This is a genomic window from Hymenobacter oligotrophus (assembly GCF_003574965.1).
In the GTDB taxonomy this organism is placed as follows: Bacteria; Bacteroidota; Bacteroidia; order Cytophagales; family Hymenobacteraceae; genus Solirubrum; species Solirubrum oligotrophum.
On sequence record NZ_CP032317.1, the window covers coordinates 3,937,523 to 3,961,188 of the forward strand.

Sequence of the window (23,666 nt, forward strand, 5' to 3'; positions counted from 1 at the left end):
TGCTAGGTAGGGTAGAGGGCCTCGTTATTCGCAGCCCGAGGCAGCGGCGTAGCTGGTTCCGGATTCAAGGCCGAGTTCGGCCGCACGGCGCCAATCCTGGCAGGCGCCGCCCGCGTCGCGCAGCATTTCGCGTGCGTGGCCACGGTTCATATAGGCCTCAGCGTACTGCGGATTAATCTTCAGGGCCGCCGACGCATCGTCGGCGGCGGCTTTGTAGTTCTCCTGCTTCAGGTAAGCCGCGGCGCGGTTGTTTAGCGCCAAGGCGTAATCGGGCTTCAGCTTAAGCGCCTGCGAGAGGTCCTCAATGGCGCCTTTGTAGTCCTTGGCCTCGTAGCGGGCCGTGCCACGACCTAGGTAGCCCACGGGGTCGTCGGAGCGGCGGCGCAGGTAGTCGCTGTAGTCGGCCAGGGCACCTTGCAGGTCCTTGTTGCGGCGTTTGGCGGCCGCTCGGTTTAGCAGCGCCACGTGCAAATCGGGGTTATGGCGCAGGGCTTCGGTGTAGTCGCCGATGGCGGCGGCCATGTTGCCCAGCTGGCGTTGGGTGCTGGCGCGGTCGTGCCAAGCGTAGGCATACTTGGGGTCAACTTTGGTGGCTTGGGTAAAGTCGCCTAGGGCAGCTTGGTAGTCGCCTTTCTCAAAGCGCAGGGCGCCGCGGTCGTACCATGCAATGGGGTAATCGGGCTTTAGCTCGGTTACCTTGCCGTAGTCCTTTTCGGCCTCGGCGGCCTGGCCCTGGGCTTGCTCGGCCTGGGCGCGGCCGTACCACGCCGTAAAGCTGTTCGGATCGAGGCGGATGGCTTCGTTGTAGTCCTGCACGGCCGGGGCGTACTGCTTCAGCTCGTAGCGGGTGGCGGCGCGGTTGTAGTAAGCCGGCGCGAAGTCCTTCTTGACCGATAAGGCCTTGTCGAAATCCTGCAGAGCGGCTTGGTAGCTCTTGTTATTGAATTTCGCGACGCCGCTATTGTAATATTTCTCGGCGAGCTGAGCAGGCGGTAGCGTTGAGGCCCGCACGGTATCGGTTTGAGCTTGGGCAGTAAACCCAGTAGCAAGCCCTCCAATTAAGAATAAAAATTGTTTCATCGGCGAGGAAGCTCCTTAGTGAATGGGCTATGGCTCGTCGAAAGTTATTGCATTTTCCCGTAGCACCCGCAGAATCAGGCCATTTCTTTGCGCACGGTCGCCTGCCCCAAGGCGTGCTATTCCTGGGCTTCGGGGCCTGCAAACAACGGCCTACCAACCCGGCGGTACCAAGAGCCCGCGTTGCCTAGGTCGCCCGTGCGGCGGCACGGGTAGGCATGCAGCCAGCAAAAAAGAGGGTCGGCTTTTATGCGCCGGCCGATGTGGTGGGCGCCGTTCCAGCGGGCGTTGCGCTAGCCACAATACCCGCAGCAAGAGCAAGGCGGCGGCCGGCTGCGCTACACATAGGGCGGCTTCAAACCCCTCAATGGGCATGGCTGCAGGGCAAAGTAGAGGCGGCGCGAAAACTTCTGGGTAGGCAGTAGTGGTTATACACGCGGCCATGCCAGCTGTAGTTTGCGTAATTTTGCGCGGTGCAGCGGCTGTGTTGCCGAAGCAGATTCTTTTTGTACCCCCAAGCCCTTGTCAATCATGGCAATGTATCCCGAATACATGGTTGCTCCCATCCGCCAAGACCTCGTAGAGGCCGGCTTCGAGCAACTCATGACGCCCGAAGAAGTAGACTCGGCCCTCAGCACCCAAACCGGTACCGTGCTGGTAGCCGTAAACTCGGTGTGCGGTTGCGCTGCTGCCAAAGCGCGCCCCGCCCTGAAAATGGCGCTTTCGAGCTCCGATAAAAAGCCCGCGAAACTGGTAACGGTATTTGCCGGTATGGAGACCGAAGCCGTAGCCAAAGTGCGCGAGCACATGCTGCCCTATCCGCCCAGCAGCCCCAGCATTGCCCTGTTCAAAGACGGCGAGCTGGTGCACATGATCGAGCGTTACCACATCGAAGGCAACGACTTGATGCGCATTGTGGATAACCTTCAGGGGGCTTTTGCCGAATACTGCTAACAGTAAAAGTTTTCATGCATCAAAAAAGCCCCGCGGCAGCTGCCGCGGGGCTTTTTGCTTACCTAGGGGGCTGTGGCTGCAAGCGGTAGTCGAGCATCAGCACACCATCGTCGTAGCGCGTTACGGTTTCCAATTGCAACGCTTGGGGCGGCGGTTGGCTTAATAGCTTGATGCCCTTGCCCAAAAACACCGGAATTACCGCCAGCATCAGGCGGTCTATCAGTCCGGCTGCGTTAAACGAGTCGATGAGGGCGCCGCCACCGACCAACCACGTGCGGCCGGCGGGCAGTTGTTGGGCCAGTTGCTCCACCGAGTCGGACCAGAGCCAAATGCGCGGGTCAGCGGAAGTAGGCAGCGTGCGTTTGGTGCACACGTAAGTATCAAGGTTCTTGTAGGGCCACTCGGGCATGTCGAACCCGAGTACCTGCTCGTAGGTGCGCGAGCCCATTACCACTGCCTTCAGCGACTTCTGAAACTCGGCGTAACCGTAATCCTGCCCCGAGTTTTCGTAGGGTTTCAGGAACTCCACGCTGCCATCTTCGGCAGCAATGTAGCCATCGAGACTGGCGGCGATGTACAATACAACTTCACGCATAACGGAAGATAGCAACCAAGCCCTAGGTGCAAAAACAAAACGCCCGCGGTTCCGGCCGCGGGCGTTTTGTTTTTGCACCTAGGGCTTGCTTAGCAGACCCACAAAGCAGAAGTGTTAGTTTGCCACCTCGCTCAGGAATTTGATGCGCATCAGGCGCAAGTCTTCCTCGGTGTAGTCGTCGGTGCCGAGTTCCTTCAGGGCCACCGCAATGTTATCGGTGGTGGCGCTCATGAAGTAGTCGTAAATCTCGTCTTGGCGGTCTTGGTCGAGTACCGAGTCGATGTAGTAATTGAGGTTGAGCTTCGTGCCCGAGTAGCAAATGTGCTCAATCTCCTCAATCAGCTCGCGCATATCGATGCCCTTGGCGGAAGCAATTTCCTCCAGGTCCATCTTTTTGTCGATCTGTTGAATGATGTAGATCTTGATTTTCGACTTGTTAACGGCCGATTTTACTACCACGTCGGCAGCCGTTACAATGTCGTTTTCCTCCACATACTTCTTGATCAGCTCCAGGAAGGGCGCACCAAACTTCTGCGCTTTGCCTTGGCCTACGCCCGACACGTGCGCGAGGTCTTCCATCTTCACGGGGAAGGTGGTAGCCATTTCTTTCAGCGAGGGGTCCTGAAACAGCACGTAGGGCGGCAGGCCTTTCTGGGCGGCCAGTTTCTTGCGCAAGGCCTTCAGCATGTCGAACAGCGCGGCATCGTGCCCAGCCGATTGCTGCACTTCTTCTTTCTGCTCTTCCTGCTGTACTTCTTCCTCGTAGTTGTGGTCCTTCGAGAACTTGATGGAGTACGGCTCCAGCAAAAAGGCTTCGCCTTTTTCGGCCATCTTCACCACGCCAAAATTCTCGATGTCTTTTTCGAGGAAGCTGGCAATCATGCACTGCCGGATAACCGAGTGCCAGAAGGGCATATCGTGCTCGGCGCCTCTGCCGTACACGGGCAGGCGGTCGTGGCCGTAGCTCTCCACATGCGGGTTTTTCATGCCCGTGAGCACCGTGGTCAAGTGCTCAATACCGAAGCGCTCCTCGGTTTGCTGCACGGCCTGCAAGGCCAGCTTCACAAAATCCTTGGCCTCGTACTTCTCGCGCGGGTGCTTGCAGTTGTCGCAAAAGCCGCAGTCCTTTTCGTACACCTCGCCGAAGTAGTGCAGCAGCTGCTTGCGGCGGCACACCGCCGAATCGGCGTAGTTGGCCATTTCCTGCAGCAGCAGCTTGCTGTTGTCGCGTTCGGTTACGGGCTTGTCCTTGTTGAACTTCTCCAGCTTCACGATGTCGTCGTAGCTGTAGAACATTAGGCAGTGGCCGTCGAGCCCGTCGCGGCCGGCGCGGCCGGTTTCCTGGTAGTAGCCTTCGATGCTCTTCGGCGTGTCGTAGTGAATCACGAAGCGCACATCGGGCTTATCAATGCCCATGCCGAACGCAATGGTCGCCACAATCACGTCGCACTCTTCGTTCAGGAACGCGTCCTGGTTGTGCATGCGCGTTTGCGGGTCGAGGCCGGCGTGGTAGGGGAGGGCGCGCACGTCGTTGACGCGCAGCAACTCGGCAATTTCTTCTACCTTCTTGCGGCTCAAGCAGTACACAATACCTGCCTGGCCTTTCATGCCCTTTACAAACTGAATGAGGGCCTTTTTGGTCTGGTGCTTGGGCCGAACCTCGTAGTAAAGGTTGGTGCGGTTGAACGACGACTTAAACACCGAAGCGTCGTCCATCTGCAGGTTTTTCTGAATATCGAGCTGCACCTTGGGAGTGGCCGTTGCCGTGAGGGCAATGATGGGCACGTTCATCCCAATGTTGTCGATGATGCCGCGGATGCGGCGGTACTCGGGCCGGAAGTCGTGGCCCCACTCCGAAATGCAGTGCGCCTCGTCGATGGCCACGAACGAGATAGTAGCCTTCTGCAGAAAGTCGAGCGTTTCGTCCTTGGTAAGCGACTCGGGCGCCACGTACAGCAGCTTTACGTCGCCGTTAATCACGTCGCGCTTAACCTTGTTGGCTTCGGTTTTGGTGAGCGTGGAGTTCATCACCTGCGCATTCACCCCGAAAGCATTCAGCTGATCGACCTGGTTTTTCATCAGGGCAATGAGCGGCGAAATAACGATGGCCGTACCCGGCAACACCAAAGCCGGCAACTGATAGCACAGCGACTTACCCGCGCCCGTGGGCATAATCACGAAGGTATTGTGGCCTTCGATGACGTTTTGGATGATGGCTTCCTGCGTACCTCGGAACTGACCGTAGCCAAAAACTTCCTTTAACTTGGCCTTCAAATCAGCCCCTAGGGGTTTGGCAGCCTTTTTAACGGGAGCCGTAAGTTCTGCTGTGTTTGCTGCTTCTGACATCGTTCTTCCTCGCTGAGCAAAGGGGTAAACCGGGCGAAAACTACGTTCGGGCTTTACTGCTCAATCTAGACAAATTTAGATTGAAACCGTTGACTGACGTCAATACCATAGGAAAAAATGTGCTTCTGCAAGAAGCAGAGGCCATTCGAGGTGTAGCCGAGGCTATTAGCCAAACCGGAGATTTCCAAGAATGTGTTACTACTATTCTCGGGCTTCGCGGCCGGGTAGTAGTAACCGGCATCGGCAAAAGCGCCCACATCGCCGGCAAGATGGTGGCTACCCTCAACTCCACCGGCACACCGGCCTTGTTCATGCACGCCGCCGATGCCATCCACGGCGACTTAGGCATGATTCAAGCCGGCGATTTTGTCATCTGCATCAGCAAATCGGGCGATACGCCCGAGATAAAAGTGCTGGTGCCGCTGCTGCGCCGCAAGCAAGTGCCCATGGCCGCCTTGGTAAGCAACCGCGAATCGTACCTGGCCAAGCAAGCCGATTTCATCTTGCACGCCCCGGTAGAGCGCGAAGCCTGCCCCCACAACCTAGCGCCCACCACCAGCACCACCGCCGCCTTGGCCTTAGGCGATGCGCTGGCCGTGGCCTTGTTGGAGTCGCGCGGGTTTACCTCGCGCGATTTTGCCCACCTGCACCCCGGCGGTACCCTAGGTAAAAAGCTGTACCTGAAGGTGGGGGATGTAAGCCGACAAAACCAAGCTCCGCAGGTATCCGATAACGCCGGCTTGCGCGAAATAATTCTGGAGATTTCGGGCAAACGTTTGGGCGCTACGGCCGTACTAGACGCCGCCGGCTCCTTGCAAGGCATCATCACCGACGGCGACCTGCGCCGCATGCTCACCAACTTCGAGCCCGAGCGCCTAGGTGAGGTGCGGGCCCGCTCCATCATGACCCCCAACCCCGTTACCATTGAAATAGACGAGTTTGCGGCCGAGGCCCTGGCCCGCATGCAAGCACGCAACATCACACAGCTTGTGGTAACCGAAGCGGACCGTTTTCAGGGGTTTATTCACCTGCACGATTTGCTGCGCGAAGGGCTGGTATAGCCCAGTAGTTTTTCGGCTGAAGAAAAATCGGATATTAGGCGCACAGGTGCCCCTCGGTTTTCTCTTCTTCCTCTCCAACCAAACCGCATAATGGCTTCTCCCGGTGCTCCTTACTTAGTGGTTATGGCCGGCGGCATTGGCAGCCGCTTCTGGCCTTTCAGCCGTACTCACCACCCCAAGCAATTCCACGATGTACTTGGCGTCGGCAAGTCGATGCTGCGCATTACGGTTGATAGATTTCAGGGTATCTGCCCGCCCGAAAACGTGTTCGTGGTTACCAACCGCGACTACGTGGAATTGGTGCAGCAGCACCTGCCCGAAATTGCCCCCGACCAGATTTTGGCCGAGCCCATTGGCCGCAACACCGCCCCGTGCATTGCCTACGCGAGCTACCGCATTGCGCAGCGCGACCCGCAAGGGGTAATCGTGGTAACGCCCGCCGACCATGCCGTACAAAAGGAGGACGAATTTCGGGGAGTAATCCGTACGGCCATTGATGCTGCCCGCACGCAGGATGTGCTGATTACCCTAGGTATTCAGCCCTCGCGCCCCGACACGGGCTACGGCTATATTCAGTTCCACGACGACGAGGCGCAGCAGCTGGGTGGCGGCCTGAAAAAGGTGAAAACCTTTACCGAAAAGCCTAATTCTCAGCTGGCTCACATGTTTGTGGAAAGCGGCGACTTTTTGTGGAACTCGGGCCTGTTTATCTGGCGTGCCGATTCCATTCTGCGGGCTTTCCACCACTACCTCTCCGACATTGCCGAGGTGTTCGACGAAGGCCGAATGCTTCTAGGTACCCCAGCCGAGAAAGGCTTTATACAGCAGGCGTATTCGCGCTGCCGCAACATCAGCATCGACTACGGGGTGATGGAGAAGGCCGACAACGTGTACGTGCTGCCCGCCGACTTTGGTTGGAGCGACCTAGGCACCTGGGACTCGCTGCACCGCATGGGCCACCACGACGCCGACGGCAACGTGGTGGATGGCGACGCCCTGCTCTACGATACTCGCGAATGCGTAATTAAAACGCCGTCGGAACGCCTCGTGGTAGTGCAAGGCTTGGAGGGTTACATTGTGGCCGAGTACGACAACGTGCTGCTCATTTGCAAGCGCACCGAGGAGCAACGCGTGAAGGACTTTGTGGCCGACGTGAAAAGCAAAAAAGGCCAAGGGTACAACTAACTCTTGCGGCTAATCGTGAAACAAAGAAGCCGGACTCAGCTGAGTCCGGCTTCTTTGTTTTCAGTGTGCAACAGCTTACTGTTGAGGTGCCACCAAGCGCTGGCGCAGTACCTCGTACAGCAAAATGCCGCTGGCTACCGACACGTTCAGCGAGCCGATTTGGCCAATCATCGGAATGCGCAGGCGGGCATCGGCCAACTCGAGCAGGTCGGGGTTGATGCCGTCTTCCTCGCTGCCCATTACCACTAGCAGCGGGCCGGTCATATCAATCGTGGCTTGCTCGAGGCTTTCGTTGCCTTTCTCGGTACAAGCCACCACTTGCAGGCCCGAGTCTTTAAGGCGGCGGATGGTAGAGTGCAGATTAGGCTCGCGGCACACCGGCACGCGCATTAGGGCGCCGGCCGAGGTTTTCAGCGCGTCGCCGTTCAGCTGGGCGGCGCCACGGCTGGGCACCACCACGGCATCTACCCCCAAGCACTCGGCCGAGCGGGCAATGGCGCCAAAGTTGCGCACATCGGTAATGCGGTCGAGTACCAGCAGCAGCGGGCTTTTGCCTTGCTCGAACAAGCCGGCCAGCAGGTTGTCGAGCGGGGCGTAATCGATGGGCGAAAGGAAGGCAACCGCGCCCTGGTGGTTTTTGCGGGTGAGGCCGTTGAGCTTCTCGATGGGCACCAGCGAAACCGGCGTATCGGCGGCGCGGGCCAACTCGCTGATTTCCGCAACCAGGCTGTGCTTCTGGCCTTTGAGCAGGAAGATTTTTTCGAGCGTCTTGCCTGCGTGCAACGCTTCCAGAATGGGGCGCAAGCCGAAAATCATATCGGCCGTGCGCTCAGCCGATTGCTGGCGGGGTGGGTACTTTTTATAGGAAGGGCGGCCTTCGTTCATCGGGCGGCCCCCTGCGGGACGGTCAAACCTTTTCTCCATTGCTCTACGGCACGAAACCAGAGCCATTCGTACTCGGGCCGGCGCACCAATTCGTAGTATTCAGTAGCAAAGGTACTGGGTTTGGGGCGGAACACGTACGGGCCGCCCTGCACGGGGTCGAGGTACTCCCAACGTTCCTCGGTGCTGGTGCGAAGCACCCGTTCGGGCGGGCCAAGTACCACGTACAGCAGCCCGCGGTCGGTCATCCAGCCGGGCTTATGCGCCGAAAACAAACGGTTGGCATCGGCCACGCGGCCGTAAAACGTGCGGATAAGCTGCCGGGCCACGGGTTGCTGGTCGGCGGCCGCGCGCAGCCAAAACAGGTCAACAGCACGCTTCGGAGAATCGGCCCGCAGCAGCCGCTCGCGTTCGGCGGTGGTGCTGAGGTAGCGCAGCGGCTCGATAAGCTCCGTGGCAGTGCGCATCTCGGGGAATAAAGGTGGCTGCACCAATAAACCCATCGGCGCGGCATTGGCCACTTGCAGCGTATAAAGCCCCGGCTCGGCAATGCGCAACCACTGGCCAGCACGCAGCTCGGTTACCTCGCGGGCCGATAAAGTACGGCTGCTAGGTCCTTGCACGGCGGGGTTGGTGTGGGGCGGCAGGGCAGGGGCAAAATCGTCGGCGAAGCGGCGTAGCGTGGCAGGCCGGTCGGGGCCGTAGCAGTCAACTTGCACTACTTCGTTGGCAAGTAAATAGCGGCGCAGCAGCGGCTGGTTGCTAGAGTCGGTTAGCACGAATGGCCGGTTCAGTACTTCAGGGGTGAGCACTAGCCAAGCAGCTGCCCCAGGGCTATCCGGAATGGCTGTGCTGGGCCAAACGGCCAGTAGCTTAGCCGATTGCAAGGCCGCGGCCGGTACACAAAAGTCAATCCACACGGGCTGTTCTGGGTCGCGGTGCTGCGGCCCGCGTTGCCGCACAGTGTCCTGCCACACGGGCTGGCGGGCATCGTAGTTGGCCCACGCCACTACCCGCAGTGGCTGCCTAGGCGAGTACAGCCCGCTTGAGCTAGGCAACCGCACATACAGGCGCAAACTATCGCCTTCGCGCCGGGCTTCGGCTACGGCGTGTTGCTGCGTTTGGTAAAGCCCCGCAAGGTTCAAGCGATTGAGCACGGGCAGCCGCTGCCCCACCGCGGCGGCGCTTACAAGCAGCTGAAGCAAAACCAGTAGCACACGCATGGTGCGGTAATTAACGCAAACCCGGCGAAAAGCTGCAAAAGGCTGATGCTAAATGCACAAAATCAACGCGGCCCCGCTGGGTAGCGGGGCCGCGTAATACCTAGGGCAAGGGTACAGGCTAACCTTGCGGGTAGTACTGCTGCAACAGTTGCAAGGCCCGGGTGGCGCGCGTACGGTCGCCGATTTGCTCGGCGGCGCGGTACACGCTTTGCAGCGTGAGCAGGCTCAGCTGCATTTCCACATCAAACAGGCTGCCCTCGGGCGAGGTGCTGTAGTAGGCCAAGGCTTGTTGGGCGCGGTTGGTCATGGTATCCATGATTTCGTTGGCCTTTTGCGTTTCGCCCACTTTCACCAGCGGTACCACAAACTGCGGCACGTAGTAATCGTACGGAATGCTCTTGTCGGGCATCACCTTGAAGCAGTAATCCATTACCTCCTTGGCCTTGGCCAGGTTGCCGGCATCCACGTAGCTCTGGGTTAGGCGGTAGAACTTGTCGCGGTAGTTGGCCGGGAAGCGCAGGTTGTTTTCGTCGTAGAAGATGTCGGCGCGGTCGAGGTTGCGGAAGGCAAAGCGCTTCATCAGGATGTCGTGCATCAAATCGTTCACCACGTAGCCCTCGTTTAGGCCGCGCGGGTCGTAGTTCGGATCCTTAAGCGGCAGCACGCGGTAGGCCAAGCCCTCGAGCTGGAAGTACGGCTGCAAGCTCATGAAGTCCTGCGAGTTCACGGTCGAGGAGAAGTAAACCGGGCGCTGCCAGTTGTTGGTGGCCAGCATGTCCAGAATCACCAGGTTCTTCTTCTCGATAGCGCCCCGGCCCATATCCCATTCCATGCGCGATACCAGCTGGCCACGGCGCTCGGCCGGAATGATGCCCAGCTTTTCAACGGCAGTGGTGTCGATGGGGAGGTAGAACTTGCGCGTGGGGAACGACAGCAGCGGGCGGCCGCTTTGCGTTTGCACTTGCAGCAGCGGCGAGTTTTGCTTCACCAACTGCATAAACTCGTTCAGGTTCACCGAGGCCACCGAGGGGTTTTCCACGAACGGCAGATAATCGTTGGTGCCTTGGCGGTAGGTGGCATTATCCATCGAAATGGGCAGCGGCTGCGACTTGTAGCTGCGGCGCTTCATTTGATCGATGTACCAATCGGTGTTCAGGTAGCTGAGTACGGCCACGCGCACGTCGGTGCGCACGCCTTCCACCTCTTGGGCGTACCACAGCGGGAAGGTGTCGTTGTCGCCGTTGGTGAACAAGATGGCGTTGGGCTGCAACGAGTTCAGTAGGTTTTTGGCCGAATCGACAGAGTTGTAGCGGTCGGAGCGGTCGTGGTCGTCCCAGCCTTGGGCTACCATCAGCACGGGGGCCAGCAAGCCTAGGGCTACGGCTACGCCGCCGCGCAGGCTATCGGCTTTCAGCACGGCCCGTAGCAAATCGGCTAAGCCCAGCACACCCAGGCCAATCCAGATGGCAAAAGCGTAGGTGGCGCCGGTAAAGGTGTAATCACGCTCGCGCGGCTCGATGGGCGGCTGGTTGAGGTACACCACAATGGCCAAGCCCGTGAACAGGAACAGCAGGCCCACCACCAAGGCATTGCGGCCGTCGCGGCGCACGTGGAAGAGCAGACCTAGGACGCCCAGCAGCAGCGGTATGGCGAAGAAATTGTTGCGGGCTTTGCTATCGGCGATGCGCTCGGGCAGGCCGCTTTTGCCAGCTTCGGTAGGCCACAGCACGCCGGCTTGTTGCACATCGGAGTCGCGGCCTACGAAGTTCCACAGGAAATAGCGCCAGTACATGTGGCCCATTTGGTAGCGGAACAAGAAGCCGAGGTTTTGGCCCATGCTTGGCTTCGCGTCGGGCTGAATATCTACCCACTTCTGGTACTGCTGAATGTGGCCCGGGTCGGGTGAATACAGGCGGGGCAGCAGCATCTTGTCGGCATCGTCGTAGATGGTTTCCAGGCGGTGCTCGGCTACTACGTACTTATCGCCCTGGCGCACGTAGCGGGGCGCGCCCTCTTTCTGATCAATGGGCTGGGCGTTGAACTGCGGGCCGTACAGCAACGGCCGGTCGCCGTACTGCTCGCGCTTCAGGTAGCTCACAAACGAAAGCACGTCGTTGGGCGTGTTTTCGTTGATGGTGGGCAGGAACGACGAGCGGATCGGGATGATCAGGTACGAGGTGTAGCCGATCAGGATGAACACCAGGCTCAGCAGGGCCGTGTTCAGCAGGCGGTTGCCGGTGCGGAAAGAGTATCGGAAGCCAATCCACAGCAGCCCGACGAACAGAATCAGGAAGAAGATTACGCCCGAGTTGAAGAAAAGCCCAAGGGAGTTGACGAAGAATACTTCGATGCTACCGGCAATTGACGGCAGGCCCGGGATAATGCCTACCAAAATCAGCCCCACAATGATGCTGCTGATAACGAGCGTAATCAGGCTGCCAACCCAAGTAGGCTGAGCCGTGCGGCGGAAGTAATAAATCAGACCTAGGGCCGGAATGGCCAGCAGGTTGAGCAAGTGCACGCCAATGCTGAGGCCCATTACGTAGGCAATCAGAATCAGCCACTTATCGGAGTCGGCTTCGTCGGCGCGGTTTTCCCACTTCAGCATCAGCCATACCACCACCGCCGTGCACAACGACGACATGGCGTACACCTCGGCCTCCACGGCGTTAAACCAGAACGAATCGGAGAAGGTGAGGGCCAGCGCCCCCACTACGCCGCTGCCCAAAATAAGCAGCGTTTGGCCCGTGGTGGGCTCCAGCGTGCGGTCGTCGTGCATGCCGGGGCGGTGCATCACCAGCTTTTTGGCCAGCATGGTAATGCTCCAGAACAGGAACAGCACCGTGAACGACGAGCTAAGCGCCGACAGGGCATTGACCAACACGGCCACCTTGGTAACGTCGCCGAACGAGAGGAGCGAAAACAGGCGCCCCAACAGCAAAAAGGTGGGCGCCCCGGGCGGGTGCGGCACCAACAGCTTGTAGGAGCAGGCAATAAACTCGCCGCAGTCCCAGAAACTAGCCGTGGGCTCGAGCGTGAGCAGATAGGTAACGGTGGCAATGGCAAATACCAGCCAGCCCACCAAGTTATTCAAACGCGAGTAACGCTGCATAGAGGGTTGTTCAGGAAGGCCAAAAGTAGGCATAAAAGCGGCACGTGCCCAGGTGCCTATGCGCAACGACCCCTAGGCGCAAAAAAAGCCGCCGCTCTTGGGTAAGAACGGCGGTCCGCGGCGGAGCTTGTACGAGGCAAGCAGTTAATTCTGCAACGTCAGGCGCTTGGTAGCTACTACTTGCTCATCCATCAGCAGCGAGCAGAAGTAAATGCCGCCCGGCAGCGTCGATAAATCGATGAGCTGGCCCTGCACGGCCGTTTCGGAGCGAAGCTGTACCGAGCGCACTTCGCGGCCAATAATGTTGCTGATGCGCAGGCGGTACGCTTTGCCCGGTTTGCTTTCGTTGAAAGCGATGGTGGCCTGCCCGCCCCGCACCGGGTTGGGGTACACCGTGAGCGGGGCCGCGTTTGCTACCGGCTCCTGCGGGCCTTGCGCTCGGCTGCGGGCACCTAGGCGCAGGTGCGTGGCCGTGGCAACCAACTGCGTGAGCAGCAGCGCGGTGAATACCAGGATGTATGTAAAAATTTTCATCGGAGTTGGAGCAGGTAAGGTACTGTATGGTACAGCAGTGTGTTGATAAATAGACGGTTAGTTGCCTGGCAAGGTTGCTCAGCTCAACCGCTCTATTTCACTATGGCAAGCGCCGTGCCGCTAATTCGACCTAGGCAACTTGCTGCTTTCTCAGACAAGCAACCCGGCCTAAAGTTTAACCGCGTTCGGCAGCACGTGCTTTATCTCCTGCAGGCCAAACTGCCGGTGCTGCCCGTTGCTTAGCTCCAGCACCAGCTGTCCGGTTTCGGTTACGTCGGCAATGCGGCCCTGCAGCGGTTGGCCGGCTACCTCAAAGGCGTGCCACTCGCCATCGTGGCGGTACAGCACGCGCAGGTAATCGGCGCGCAAGGCTTGGTACTGGCCGGCGCGCAGCTGCAGGTAGCGGCGCTCTAGGTGCTCGAGCAGGCGCGTGGCCAACGGACCTAGGGCATAGGCGCGCCCAGTGAGCAGCCCGAGCGACGTGGCCGTGGGCACGCCGAAGCCGGTCTGGTTAATGTTCAATCCAATTCCGACTATACTAAAATGAATTTGTGCGCCGCTAAGTGTGTTCTCGATCAGAATGCCGCCCAGCTTCTGATCTTGGTAAAACAAATCGTTGGGCCATTTTAGCCGCAGGGCGGGGTCGGGGCCGAGCAAGCCGGCGGCCCAATCGTGCACTCCCAACGCTACGGCAAGGTTCAGCTGGAACTGCGCCGCTGCTGGCAAAAACACCGGCCGCCACACCACCGATAACGTTAGGTTTTCGCCAGGCGCCGCCTCCCACTGGTTGCCCCGCTGCCCACGGCCGGCCGTTTGGCTGTTCGTTATGACGGTGCAGCCCTCGGTGGCGCGGTTTTGGCCTAGCAACTCGCGTGCTTCGGTGTTTGTGGAGCCGCATTCGGGCAACCATATTACCTGTTGGCCCGTGAACAGGGTTTGAGGGCTGATTTGCTCCACCTGATTTTTCCTACTTTGTGTTGACAAACCTACTTCTCTCACATGAAAATTACCCCGGTTCGGCAGGATTCGGACAACTTGGCAGACATCATCGTGCGCGGCATGCAGGACAAAAAGGCGTCCGACATCGTTGTGCTTAATCTTAAAAATCTCAAAAACGCTGTTGCCGATTACTTCGTCATCTGCTCGGCCACTTCCGATACCCAGCTCGATGCCATTGCCCGCTCGGTGGAAGAAGAAGTAGAGAAAACCACCGGCCAAAACCCTTGGCAGAGCGAAGGCCGCCAGAACCGCGAGTGGGTACTGCTCGACTACGTCGACGTAGTGGTGCACGTGTTCCTGCGCGACCGTCGTTCGTTCTACGCGCTCGAGGAGCTGTGGGGCGACGCCGAAATTTCGTACATCGAAGAGGAAACGGCGGTTAAGTAAGCCGACCGAAGCAGCTTTGCCGGTTTTTTCTTGCCCCTAGGTAAAGTAATGCCGGCAAAGCTACGTCTGCCCTGCCAACCCCTGCTGCCCCGCACATAATGCAGCCGGACCGAACAAACCCCCGGCGCGGGGTGTTCTCCTTACTGTGCTTCTTTAGTTGAAGACTTTCCTTATACATGCCAGATAACACCCCTTCTCCGAAAAAGAAAAAGCCCATGCTGCCCACGCCCGGTGCCCCGCGCCCCGGTGTGCAGCTGTGGGTGCTGCTCGGGCTGACGGTGCTCGTGTTTGGGTTTTACTACCTAAGCAAGGGCAGCTCGGCTATCGAAATCAAGCAGCAAGAGTTCGAGCAGATGCTGCAGGCTGGCGACGTGCGCGACGTAACCCTCGTGAACGACCGCCTGGTAGAGGTAACGCTGAAGCGCGAAGCCCTGCAAAATGCCAAATACAACCAACAGCTGCGTACCCGCGGTCCGCTCGTGTCGGACCAAGGCCCGCACTACAGCTTCCGCGTAATCGACGGCAAAACCTTCAAGGAAGACTACGACAAGCTGCAGGCCACCATTCCGGCCGAGCAGCGCGTAGGCCTTGGGGTAGATACCCGCACTGGCTTTGGTGAAATATTTACCAACTGGGCGTTCTTTATCATTCTGTTGGTGGGCTTCTGGTTCTTGATGCGCCGCATGAGCGGGGCAGCCGGACCCGGTGGCCAGATTTTCAGCATCGGTAAGTCACGCGCGGCTTTGTTTGAAGGCGGCGACAAGGTGAAAATCACCTTTAAAGACGTAGCCGGCCTCGAGGAAGCCAAAGAAGAGGTGCAGGAAATCGTAGAGTTTCTGAAGAACCCTTCGAAGTTCACCGTGCTGGGTGGCAAAATCCCGAAAGGCGCTTTGCTGGTAGGCCCCCCCGGCACCGGCAAAACCTTGCTAGCCAAAGCCGTAGCCGGCGAGGCCGATGTGCCTTTCTTCTCGCTGTCGGGTTCCGACTTCGTGGAGATGTTTGTGGGTGTGGGCGCTGCCCGCGTGCGCGACTTGTTTAAGCAAGCCAAGGCCAAAGCTCCCTGCATCATCTTTATCGACGAGATTGACGCCATTGGCCGCAGCCGTTCGCGCGGCAACGTGCCCGGCGGCAACGACGAGCGCGAGAACACGCTGAACTCGCTGCTGGTAGAAATGGACGGTTTCGGTACCGACTCGGGGGTTATCATCCTGGCCGCTACCAACCGCCCCGATACCCTCGACTCCGCGCTGCTGCGTCCCGGTCGCTTCGACCGTCAGATTTCCGTCGACAAACCCGACATCATCGGCCGTACCCAAATCTTTGGCGTGCACCTGAAGCCGCTGGCCTTGTCGCCCGACGTGGACGCCAAGAAGCTGGCCGCCCAAACGCCTGGCTTTGCCGGCGCCGAAATTGCCAACGTTTGCAACGAAGCCGCTCTTATTGCCGCCCGCCGCGACAAGAAGATGGTAACGATGCAGGACTTCCAAGATGCCATCGACCGCGTGATTGGTGGCCTCGAGAAGAAGAACAAGCTTATCTCGCCCGAGGAAAAGAAAATCGTAGCCTACCACGAAGCTGGCCACGCCATTGCGGGCTGGTTCCTGGAGCACGCCGATCCGTTGGTGAAGGTGAGCATTGTGCCCCGCGGTGTGGCTGCCCTAGGTTACGCGCAATACCTGCCCAAAGAGCAGTTTCTATATAACACGGAGCAGCTCACCGACGAGATGTGCATGGCCCTAGGTGGCCGCGCCGCCGAGGAGTTGGTGTTCGGCAAGATTTCAACGGGTGCTTTGTCCGACCTGGAGCGCATCACCAAGATGGCTTACAGCATCGTGACGATGTACGGCATGAACACCAAGCTGGGCAACATCTCCTTTTACGATTCGAAAGGTTCGGGTGAGTACGGCTTTACTAAGCCCTACTCCGAAGCCACGGCCCAGATGATCGATGAAGAAGTGCGCAAAATCATCGAGGATGCCTACAACCGCACCAAAAACCTGCTCACTTTGCGTCGGCGCGAGTTGGAAATAGTAGCTCGCGAACTGCTCGAAAAGGAAATCCTGCTGCAGGACGACTTGGAGCGCCTCGTAGGCAAGCGCCCGTTTGATGCGCAAACCACTTACCAGGCCCACACCGCCGGAACCGACCGCTCCGAAACCCTGAGCGAACGGAAGCAAGAGCACCCGGTGCCCCTGAGCAACGACTTGCCCGAGCTGAACCTGCCAGGCCACACCAACGGCACGCCGGATGGGCACTCGGCCGCGGAGCCATCGGTACCAACCGGCAGCACCATTGCCTAACGCTTATCGGTGGCTACCTAGGTAGCGAGCAACAAAAAAGAGGAGTCGCGGCCCGTCTGGCAGCGGCTCCTCTTTTTTTCGGTTGTCTCTTCATTTTAAAGAAAAAAACCGCAGCCAAGGGCCGCGGTTTTTTCAACACACCTATTGCAACAACCTATACAGAAGGACAACTACTAAGTAATTGATCCTCCGGAGTATGGTACCTGAGCCGGCGCCGCGTTGCAAATCGACGCCGAGCTTTTATATTGGGTTGGTCCGGCGGTTCCGGAACACACAGTGTTCAAGCATTTGCAGCCGCTACGCTGAGCTGGCCGTTTTCGAAGTGGCCAGCTTGCCCCGGGTTATTGGGGTTTTGGCTGCCTTTCTGATACAATGTTACGGCACGCTACGAGGGAAGTAAAGGAAGAAAACGCCTTCTGTGTGACAGGGATTTATCGTGGCTTGTTGTGCTCGTTTCGAAGGCGGCTAAATAATAAAACAGCTTGTTTGGCCAGTATTCCAGCTTTTTACCACGGTTATACTCTTGTTGCTGCCAAGAAAAGGCTTTCAATAAATGGGTGAAATGTGACAAAAGGCCCCCTAAAAAAGGTGCTAGCAGCGGCTATTTATGCCCCGATCGGGTAGCTAACAGCGCGTGCAGGCAAATAATGGTAGTAGCCAAAGGCAGCGCTGCCCCCATTACTACCCACCAAGCCGCAGGCTCGAGCCGAGCCGTGGCCAGCGTGCGGCCCCAATCGGCGCGCTCGGGCGATAAGCCAACACCCAAAAACGCCAGCGTGGTTTGCAAGGCAATGCACGTGGCCAAGTTTAGCGGCAGCGCGGCCCGCAACGTGGCCCAGGCGTTGGGTAACACGTGGCGCAGCAGCACCCGCCTCGCAGTGAAACCTGCGGCGTATGCTGCCTCGATGTAGCCTTGCTGTTTTATTTGAATTACCTGAACGCGAACCAGCCGGGCGGTAGACGGCCAGCACGTGAACGTGAGCAAACCGATAAGCCACAAGGTGGAAGGAGCGTGGACGGCCGCAAGCAGCAGCACCAGCAGTAACCGCGGCAACGAGCCCAAAAAAGTGCTAACTAATTGCAGCAGCTGATCGAGGGGTATGGCAACGGAGCGTTGGGGCACACGGCTGGCAGCCGCAGCCGCAAGCAAAGCCGCCGTAACCCACCCCAGAAAATGAGCTGCCGGCATCAATAAGGCTAGTAGCAGACCGGCGCCAGTTACACCCAAAGCCAGCCTAGGTGCCCGCAGGCCCGCGTTGCCCCAAGAGCCGGCCGCTGCACCCAGCAACATGCCGCACAGCGAGGTAAGCACCGCCGCCGGTACACTCAGCGTCAGCAGCGAATGGGTACCGGCCACCACGTCGCGGAGCACGTCGCGACCGAATGCATCGGTGCCGAGCCAGTGCTGCCCCGAGGGCGGAAGATTGATTTGCAGCACATCAACCGGCACGGTAAGCCACTGCTCGGGCCGCAGCACGGCAAGCGCCGCTGCAACGCCCAGCAACAGCAGCCAAGCTACGGCCGCCGCACGCCCAACCCAAGCTGCCGACGCTGTGCGCATTAGCTGGTGCGGGTGCGTGGGTCGATTACCATTTGCGCAGCATCGGCCAATACCCACGCCAACACGCGCGCCACGGCCACTAGCAGCACTCCGCCAATTAGCAAGGGCAAGTCGCGGCTGGCGGCGGCCTCCACCAGCAGGCGGCCCATACCGGGCAGGGCAAACACCAGCTCAACTACCACTGCGCCGGCCACAACCTCGGGCAGCAGCTCGGTTACGCGGCTCACAAAAACGGGCAGCGCATTGGGCAACACGTGCCTCCGCCAAACCCTTGGGGCGGGCGTGCCCTTGGCCAGGGCCGTGGTAACGTAAGGTTGCTGCCACTGCTGCCGCAGCGCCGCCGCCGTAGGCAAAAACACAGCCGGGAAGCCGACTACTACTAGGCTCAGCACCGGCAGCACCAAGTGGTAAGCTCGGTCGAGAAACGGGTTGCCCAGCCAGGGCGCCGCGCCCGACTCAAGGCCGTAGGAAGGAAACAGCGGCCAAAAATCGGGGCTGGCCAGCAGCACCAGCAACAACAAACCCACCACAAACAAAGGCAAGCTATCGAATAAGTACACCAGCGGCAGCAGCAAGCGGCGTACGGGTGCCTTGCGCGCAGCGGCCATGGCTGCACCTAGGGCCAGCAATGCCGTTAGCACCAGCGCCGTGCCTGTAAGCGGCAACGTAACCCGCAGCGCAGCTCCGAGGTGCTCTTCCACAGCGGTGCCGTCGCGGTACGAGGTGCCTAGGTGCCCGCGGCTTAAATGGGTTAGCCAGCGATGGTACTGGTTGCGCGGGCCGTGCCACTGCCAAGGCAGCAAGCCAAAGTAAAACAACGGTTGATGCAGGCCCAAGCGCAGGCGATATTGCTGCTCCGTTGCTACGCGGGCAGCCGAGCTGGCTGTGGGCGTAAGCTGCTCGGCGGCAAACAGCTGCGGCGAGCTGGCGGCCACGGCGCGGCTCAGCAGAAACACCGCCGAGGCCACCAGCCACGCAGTGCCGAGGGCTACGCCAATGCGCCATACCAGCAGTTTTGCCATGCGCACCTAGGGCCTTGGGGTTGGCGTCAGGGTGAAGGCGGGCAAGTCGTAGCCTGGTTCGAGGCCGCTCGGGCGCACGCTGCCGAAGCGTTTCGCCACGGCCAGGCGGTTGGGTTCGAAAAACAGCGGCACCATGGGCGTTTGCACGTACAGCACCGTTTGCAGCTTGTGCAGCAAACGCACCTTTTGCGTCGAGTCTTCGGTGCTCACGATAGCGTCGAGGAGGCGGTCGGAAGCGGGGTTGCCGAAACGCGTACGGTTTACCCCGCCTTCGCCGATGCTGCCCGTATGCAACAGCGGGCGTAGGTCGTACGAAAATGGGTTGCCGTACAACGTGCGCAAGCACAAATCGAAGTTGCCCTCGCGGCGCAGGGCCGAGAGCTGCCCGGCTTCGGTGGGGTGCAGGCTAATGGCAAGGCCAATTTGCCGAGCTGCTTGTTGCAGCAGCAAGGCAATGGTTTCGTAGGTACGGTCGCCGGCGGCGTAAAACAAGCGCGGAGCCAGCACTTGGGCATTGTTGCCCGCACGGCGCCAACCGTTGGAGCTACGCTGCCAGCCAGCTTGCTGCAGCAAAGCCGCGGCCTGCGGAGGCGAATAGGGGCGCAGGGGCAGGCTATCGTGGTAAACCCACCGCTCGCGCGGGCTAATAAGACTCGTGCTGCGCTGGCCCAGCCCAAATTGCGTTGCCTGCATCAGGCGCTGGGCATCAACCAAATGAGCAAAAGCCTGGCGGGTACGCGCCTCGCTTAGGCTGCGCTGTTGGGTGTTGATTTCCATCACCACCACCCGGTACGACGCCGGGGAGTACAAATGAAAATCAACCGAATCGGTGTTGCGCAACTGCGCAAAATCGGGGCCTGGCATGTTTGGGTACACATCCAGCTCGCCGCGGCGCAGGGCCAACAGAGCCGTTGCAGCGTTGGGCACTATGTGAAACTCCAGTCGCCGCGGATTGGCCACCAACGGAAAACCGGCGTTTTGGAGCGCATCGCCCCACCATTTGTTTTTGCGCTCCAACACCACGCGCTGGCCCGCTTGCCAGCTTACGAGCTGATACGCGCCGCTGCCCCGCACGGTGCGCGGGTCGCGCCACTGCCCGCCTTGCTCAAAGCGCTGCCGAAAAGCCTGCACCGCAGCCACCTGGTTTAGTGCCGAGTCGCCGGCGAGCAGCTGGCGCGCGGGCACCCGCCGGAGCAGTGTATCGGGGTCGAGCAAGTACTCGGGCAACACCGGGAAGTCGCCGCTGGTGGTGCGGTATTCCGGCGCGTAGCCCCGGCACACCAGCGTAAAGCGGCGCGGGTTTTGGGCATCGAGCTGCACATCCTGCACAAAGCCCAGCGTGCTGCGCAGGCTTTCGTTGGGCAGGCCTGGGCAGGCAATGGTTTTCAGGCTAAATAATACGTCCGAAGCCAACACTGGGCGGCCGTTGTCCCAGGTAGCTTCGGAGCGTAGTTGGTAGCTGATGTATGTCAGGGAATCGGTGCGCCGCACCACCGGCATGGCGGTGGCCAGCCACGGCACAAAGCGGCGCTGGCTGCCATCCACCGTCAACAGGCTTTGGTAAAGCAGGTTGTTGATTTGGATGGCGTAGGCGTTGGGCAGGGTTACCGGGTTCAGGGACTCAGGGTCGCGGGGCCAGCACACCCGCACCGTAGTCGGCGCGGACGATTGCTTGGATGACGACGAGGTACAAGCGCAGCAAACGCACAGGCTGAGAACAACAATCAGCCTAGGGAACGAGAATTGTAACATGAGCCTGGCGCGTCCGGAGTAGATGAACCGGCCCAAGTTACCGAATACTGCTCTGAAGACGCGAATTAGTGCGTTTCGCCCCACCCGTTGCCGCCAATGCTGGGGGTGCCGCTAGGCGGCGGCGGGGTGGTTCCGGTGCCGGGGCCAGTGGGTTGCGGCGATTGAGACTGAGCCGCGCCGCCAGCCGGGTTAGGGGTGGCGTTCTGAGTTGTGGTGCCAGCACCCAACAAGGTGCCTAGCTTCAGTAAAGCAATGAGTAGCAGCTCCAACATTGTGGTATGATTTGGGGTGGACTATAACCGAGGACACAACAAACATACCAGGTATGCAGGGCTAAGTAAAGGAAGAAACCAGCGTGTATGTGACTGACAAATAGAAAGACTAATTGTAAAAAAAGCAGCCGATAAAGCCCTTTTGGCCTATGAGGCTACACTTTGGGCTATTAGAGCTGAAAAATATTGACCTGTTTGTGACATAGTGCCGCACAAAAGCTACATCTTTCATCCTGCAAATGTGAGGTGGTTGCCCGGCCTATAAAAGGAAGAAATCGGGTATTCTGTGACGCTGGGTATTGGGCCCTTGTGCGCTGTCAAATGCAGTTGGCGCGCGTTAATCGTACGTTTTTCGATGCACGAGCTGATAAATTTGGCCAAAATTGTGACCAACCGCCGCCTATCAACGCTGCCGTTGGTCGACTTTGCCGAGGGCCACGCTTCGAAGTCGAGAGAGGAGGAATTGCTGGAGCTTTTGGTGTCGGGTGAAAGCCTGACTAACCTGCAAGTGGCCAAGCGCTTATACCAAAGCACCTCGGCCAACAGCATGGCCGCGCTGCGCAAGCTTAAGCAGCGCTTGCAGGAAAAACTGCTCAACCACTTGTTTTTCCTCGACCATACCGACCTGCGGCACCCGGCGTTTCGGCGCTACGAGCAACAGTGCCTCGATTTGCTGTACCAAGCCACCATGCTGTGGCGCGAAAGCGAGCGGGTGCTGCTGCCCCAACTGCTGCGGAAGGTGGTGCGACTAGCGGCAAGCGGCGAGTTTACCCAGCAGGAAATCAGTGCGTGGGAAATGCTGCGCACGCTTTACGCCGAGTCGAACGACTACACCCAGTACCAGCACTGCGTGAAGCAACTGGCCAAGCTCTACGAAACCCTGGCGGTAGAGCGCGAGGCCCAACGGATAAACTGGGACGCCAAAATGAAGCTTGTCCGCTCGGTGGTGGCCCGGCGCCGCTTGCTGCAAGAGCTACCCGGCATAATCAGCAAGCTGGAAAGCCTGTACAAACAAGTGCCCACTTACAACGTGTACGACCCGTTGCTAAAGATGCGGCTGATGCAGCAGGAGCTTAGTGGCAACTTCGAGGAGATTATTCGCATTACCACCGCCGCCGAAAACCTGTTCGCCGCCGGCAAGCTCAACCCCAAGCGTTTCGATAGCCGCTTTACCAAGTTTTACAGCATGTACGCCCACTTGCGGGCGCGGCGCATTACCGAGGGATTGGCGCTGGCCGAGGGCTACCTCGAGGCTTTTCACCGCTCCAACAACAACTGGTTCGCTTTTTTGGAGCTGTATTACTTGTTGGCCATGCACGACGGCGACTACGCGCAGGCCGGCATCTTGCTGCGGCGCATGCAGCAGAACCCGTTCGTAACGAAGATACCGTTGCCCGCGCAGCAGCGCTGGGAGCTGATGCAGGCGTACTTGTTTTTTGTGCGCCCGGCCGAGGCGCGCCTGCGCCCCCTGCAGTTTGCGCAACTGGTGCAGCGCATCCCCGACCACAGCCGCGACAAACAAGGTTACAACGTGGCCATCCTGATCCTGCAGTTTTTGCACTACCTGCGCGAGGGCAACAAAGAGGCTTTGCTGGCCCGCCTGGAGGGCTTACGCAAGTACGAAAAGGCACACTTGCGCGAAGCCTCTACCTTGCGCAGCCGGCTTATGTTCCGGCTGCTGCAACTAACTGTAAAGGAGAACTTTGAGCCCGAAGCCAGCGAGAAAAAAGGGCAAGCGTTGCTGGCGCGTTTGCGCGACACGCCCCCGCCCGGCGAGGCCTTTGCCGAAATCGAGATTATACCTTACGAAAACCTATGGGCGCAGGCCCTAGGGCTGTTGCGCGAGCTGCACGCCCAGCAAAGCAACTAGGCACCTAGGGGTGCTGCGCGGCCACGGCCTGGGCGGGCGCAGCGGCCGGAGCGGTGCTGGCAACCAGTTGCTCGTAGCGGTGGAGCTGCGTGGGCGTCAGTACGGTTTTCAACTGAGCGTAGTAGGCATCGGCTACGGCTTGCAGCTTGGTTTTGCGGGCGTCGGCGTCGCCGGCGTACATACGCTCCACTTCTTGCTCTTGTTGCAGGCGCTGATAGGTAAGGCTTTTCACCTTCAGGATGCGGGCGTCGTCGAGGCCAAGCTGCGGCGTGAGGGCGCGCGTAGCTTCGGCTGCTTTTTGGCTGAGTGTGCCGCCGTCTTGGGCAATGGCGCCCGTAAAGCAGCAGGCAAGTACAGCAGTAACGATTAGCTTTTTCATGAAGGTGTGTTGGTATTAAGGTTATATTTGATAGGATTTACGTGACAAATAAAGCGAAAATTATATATAAGCTGAACAATTGCGATAAATAATTGCACATTATTCGCGGGGTTGGCTTTGCGCTGAACTCGGCCATACCGGCTGCGGCGCTATGC

18 protein-coding genes are annotated in these 23,666 nt (G+C 59.2%); 6 read left to right on the plus strand and 12 right to left on the minus strand.

Features of this window, described 5'->3' with window-relative positions; genetic code table 11:
* Nucleotides 1-24: 24 nt before the first annotated feature.
* On the minus strand, nt 25-1,080 hold the full coding sequence (locus D3Y59_RS17005; protein WP_119446129.1) for a tetratricopeptide repeat protein: 1,056 nt from the start codon (nt 1,078-1,080) through the stop codon (nt 25-27).
* Between the two features lie 534 nt (nt 1,081-1,614).
* Between D3Y59_RS17005 and D3Y59_RS17010 the strand changes: the two genes are divergently transcribed.
* Complete coding sequence (locus tag D3Y59_RS17010) at nt 1,615-2,031, plus strand: BrxA/BrxB family bacilliredoxin (RefSeq protein WP_059072319.1); 417 nt, start codon at nt 1,615-1,617, stop codon at nt 2,029-2,031.
* Nucleotides 2,032-2,089: 58 nt separating this feature from the next.
* On the opposite strand, the gene D3Y59_RS17015 is transcribed toward D3Y59_RS17010, so the two are convergent.
* On the minus strand, nt 2,090-2,626 hold the full coding sequence (locus D3Y59_RS17015) for a dihydrofolate reductase family protein (protein ID WP_119446130.1): 537 nt from the start codon (nt 2,624-2,626) through the stop codon (nt 2,090-2,092).
* Between the two features lie 114 nt (nt 2,627-2,740).
* Entirely contained in the window at nt 2,741-4,972 is a 2,232-nt protein-coding gene (gene recQ, locus D3Y59_RS17020) for a DNA helicase RecQ (protein ID WP_119446131.1), read from the minus strand.
* An 80-nt stretch (nt 4,973-5,052) separates the two neighbouring features.
* On the opposite strand from recQ, the gene D3Y59_RS17025 reads away from it, so the two are divergent.
* Together D3Y59_RS17025 and D3Y59_RS17030 are read left to right on the plus strand one after the other, a co-directional pair.
* The gene (locus D3Y59_RS17025; RefSeq protein ID WP_119446132.1) at nt 5,053-6,033 is read left to right on the plus strand and encodes a KpsF/GutQ family sugar-phosphate isomerase; all 981 of its coding nucleotides are present in this window, start codon (nt 5,053-5,055) and stop codon (nt 6,031-6,033) included.
* 90 nt (nt 6,034-6,123) lie between these two features.
* Nucleotides 6,124-7,218, plus strand: a complete 1,095-nt coding sequence (locus tag D3Y59_RS17030) for a mannose-1-phosphate guanylyltransferase (protein WP_119446133.1) — start codon at nt 6,124-6,126, stop codon at nt 7,216-7,218.
* Between the two features lie 75 nt (nt 7,219-7,293).
* Here D3Y59_RS17030 and rlmB read toward each other — a convergent pair whose 3' ends face one another.
* The 5 genes from rlmB to D3Y59_RS17055 all read right to left on the minus strand — a co-directional run bounded on the left by rlmB (nt 7,294) and on the right by D3Y59_RS17055 (nt 13,953).
* Nucleotides 7,294-8,103, minus strand: coding sequence for a 23S rRNA (guanosine(2251)-2'-O)-methyltransferase RlmB (rlmB, locus tag D3Y59_RS17035; protein WP_119446134.1), 810 nt, complete (start codon nt 8,101-8,103; stop codon nt 7,294-7,296).
* A complete protein-coding gene (locus tag D3Y59_RS17040) occupies nt 8,100-9,305 on the minus strand; it encodes a GWxTD domain-containing protein (RefSeq protein WP_205590850.1) in 1,206 nt (401 codons plus the stop codon). Before D3Y59_RS17040 ends, rlmB begins: the two co-directional genes overlap by 4 nt.
* Before the next feature lie 136 nt (nt 9,306-9,441).
* Nucleotides 9,442-12,435, minus strand: a complete 2,994-nt coding sequence (locus D3Y59_RS17045) for a glycosyltransferase family 117 protein (RefSeq protein ID WP_119446136.1) — start codon at nt 12,433-12,435, stop codon at nt 9,442-9,444.
* 144 nt (nt 12,436-12,579) lie between these two features.
* Nucleotides 12,580-12,969: a T9SS type A sorting domain-containing protein gene (locus tag D3Y59_RS17050; RefSeq protein WP_119446137.1), complete on the minus strand. Its 390-nt coding sequence runs from the start codon at nt 12,967-12,969 to the stop codon at nt 12,580-12,582.
* 168 nt (nt 12,970-13,137) lie between these two features.
* On the minus strand, nt 13,138-13,953 hold the full coding sequence (locus D3Y59_RS17055; RefSeq protein WP_240410413.1) for a biotin--[acetyl-CoA-carboxylase] ligase: 816 nt from the start codon (nt 13,951-13,953) through the stop codon (nt 13,138-13,140).
* A gap of 15 nt (nt 13,954-13,968) precedes the next feature.
* On the opposite strand from D3Y59_RS17055, the gene rsfS reads away from it, so the two are divergent.
* Nucleotides 13,969-14,355 carry a ribosome silencing factor gene (rsfS, locus tag D3Y59_RS17060; RefSeq protein ID WP_059072328.1) on the plus strand — a complete coding sequence of 129 codons (387 nt, stop codon included), beginning with the start codon at nt 13,969-13,971 and terminating at the stop codon, nt 14,353-14,355.
* A 176-nt stretch (nt 14,356-14,531) separates the two neighbouring features.
* Nucleotides 14,532-16,655: an ATP-dependent zinc metalloprotease FtsH gene (ftsH, locus tag D3Y59_RS17065; protein WP_119446139.1), complete on the plus strand. Its 2,124-nt coding sequence runs from the start codon at nt 14,532-14,534 to the stop codon at nt 16,653-16,655.
* Between the two features lie 601 nt (nt 16,656-17,256).
* Here ftsH and D3Y59_RS17070 read toward each other — a convergent pair.
* Genes D3Y59_RS17070 through D3Y59_RS17080 form a run of 3 tightly spaced genes read right to left on the minus strand, consistent with a single transcriptional unit; the run spans nt 17,257 to nt 20,990 of the window.
* Complete coding sequence (locus tag D3Y59_RS17070; protein WP_119446140.1) at nt 17,257-18,216, minus strand: ABC transporter permease; 960 nt, start codon at nt 18,214-18,216, stop codon at nt 17,257-17,259.
* The gene (locus tag D3Y59_RS17075; RefSeq protein WP_162910867.1) at nt 18,216-19,238 is read right to left on the minus strand and encodes an ABC transporter permease subunit; all 1,023 of its coding nucleotides are present in this window, start codon (nt 19,236-19,238) and stop codon (nt 18,216-18,218) included. Before D3Y59_RS17075 ends, D3Y59_RS17070 begins: the two co-directional genes overlap by 1 nt.
* Before the next feature lie 6 nt (nt 19,239-19,244).
* Nucleotides 19,245-20,990, minus strand: coding sequence for an ABC transporter substrate-binding protein (locus D3Y59_RS17080; RefSeq protein WP_119446142.1), 1,746 nt, complete (start codon nt 20,988-20,990; stop codon nt 19,245-19,247).
* A 627-nt stretch (nt 20,991-21,617) separates the two neighbouring features.
* On the opposite strand from D3Y59_RS17080, the gene D3Y59_RS17090 reads away from it, so the two are divergent.
* Nucleotides 21,618-23,132 carry a hypothetical protein gene (locus D3Y59_RS17090; protein ID WP_119446144.1) on the plus strand — a complete coding sequence of 505 codons (1,515 nt, stop codon included), beginning with the start codon at nt 21,618-21,620 and terminating at the stop codon, nt 23,130-23,132.
* 4 nt (nt 23,133-23,136) lie between these two features.
* Here D3Y59_RS17090 and D3Y59_RS17095 read toward each other — a convergent pair whose 3' ends face one another.
* Nucleotides 23,137-23,511, minus strand: a complete 375-nt coding sequence (locus D3Y59_RS17095; RefSeq protein WP_119446145.1) for a hypothetical protein — start codon at nt 23,509-23,511, stop codon at nt 23,137-23,139.
* Between the last annotated feature and the right edge of the window lie 155 nt (nt 23,512-23,666).

Excerpts from the sequence above, each read along its gene's own strand:
- D3Y59_RS17005 (WP_119446129.1), bottom strand. The coding sequence starts at position 1,080 with ATGAAACAATTTTTATTCTTAATTGGAGGGCTTGCTACTGGGTTTACT.
- D3Y59_RS17010 (WP_059072319.1), top strand. The coding sequence starts at position 1,615 with ATGTATCCCGAATACATGGTTGCTCCCATCCGCCAAGACCTCGTAGAG.
- D3Y59_RS17015 (WP_119446130.1), bottom strand. The coding sequence starts at position 2,626 with ATGCGTGAAGTTGTATTGTACATCGCCGCCAGTCTCGATGGCTACATT.
- recQ (WP_119446131.1), bottom strand. The coding sequence starts at position 4,972 with ATGTCAGAAGCAGCAAACACAGCAGAACTTACGGCTCCCGTTAAAAAG.
- D3Y59_RS17030 (WP_119446133.1), top strand. The coding sequence starts at position 6,124 with ATGGCTTCTCCCGGTGCTCCTTACTTAGTGGTTATGGCCGGCGGCATT.
- rlmB (WP_119446134.1), bottom strand. The coding sequence starts at position 8,103 with ATGAACGAAGGCCGCCCTTCCTATAAAAAGTACCCACCCCGCCAGCAA.
- D3Y59_RS17045 (WP_119446136.1), bottom strand. The coding sequence starts at position 12,435 with ATGCAGCGTTACTCGCGTTTGAATAACTTGGTGGGCTGGCTGGTATTT.
- D3Y59_RS17050 (WP_119446137.1), bottom strand. The coding sequence starts at position 12,969 with ATGAAAATTTTTACATACATCCTGGTATTCACCGCGCTGCTGCTCACG.
- rsfS (WP_059072328.1), top strand. The coding sequence starts at position 13,969 with ATGAAAATTACCCCGGTTCGGCAGGATTCGGACAACTTGGCAGACATC.
- ftsH (WP_119446139.1), top strand. The coding sequence starts at position 14,532 with ATGCCAGATAACACCCCTTCTCCGAAAAAGAAAAAGCCCATGCTGCCC.
- D3Y59_RS17070 (WP_119446140.1), bottom strand. The coding sequence starts at position 18,216 with ATGCGCACAGCGTCGGCAGCTTGGGTTGGGCGTGCGGCGGCCGTAGCT.
- D3Y59_RS17075 (WP_162910867.1), bottom strand. The coding sequence starts at position 19,238 with ATGGCAAAACTGCTGGTATGGCGCATTGGCGTAGCCCTCGGCACTGCG.
- D3Y59_RS17080 (WP_119446142.1), bottom strand. The coding sequence starts at position 20,990 with ATGTTACAATTCTCGTTCCCTAGGCTGATTGTTGTTCTCAGCCTGTGC.
- D3Y59_RS17090 (WP_119446144.1), top strand. The coding sequence starts at position 21,618 with ATGCACGAGCTGATAAATTTGGCCAAAATTGTGACCAACCGCCGCCTA.
- D3Y59_RS17095 (WP_119446145.1), bottom strand. The coding sequence starts at position 23,511 with ATGAAAAAGCTAATCGTTACTGCTGTACTTGCCTGCTGCTTTACGGGC.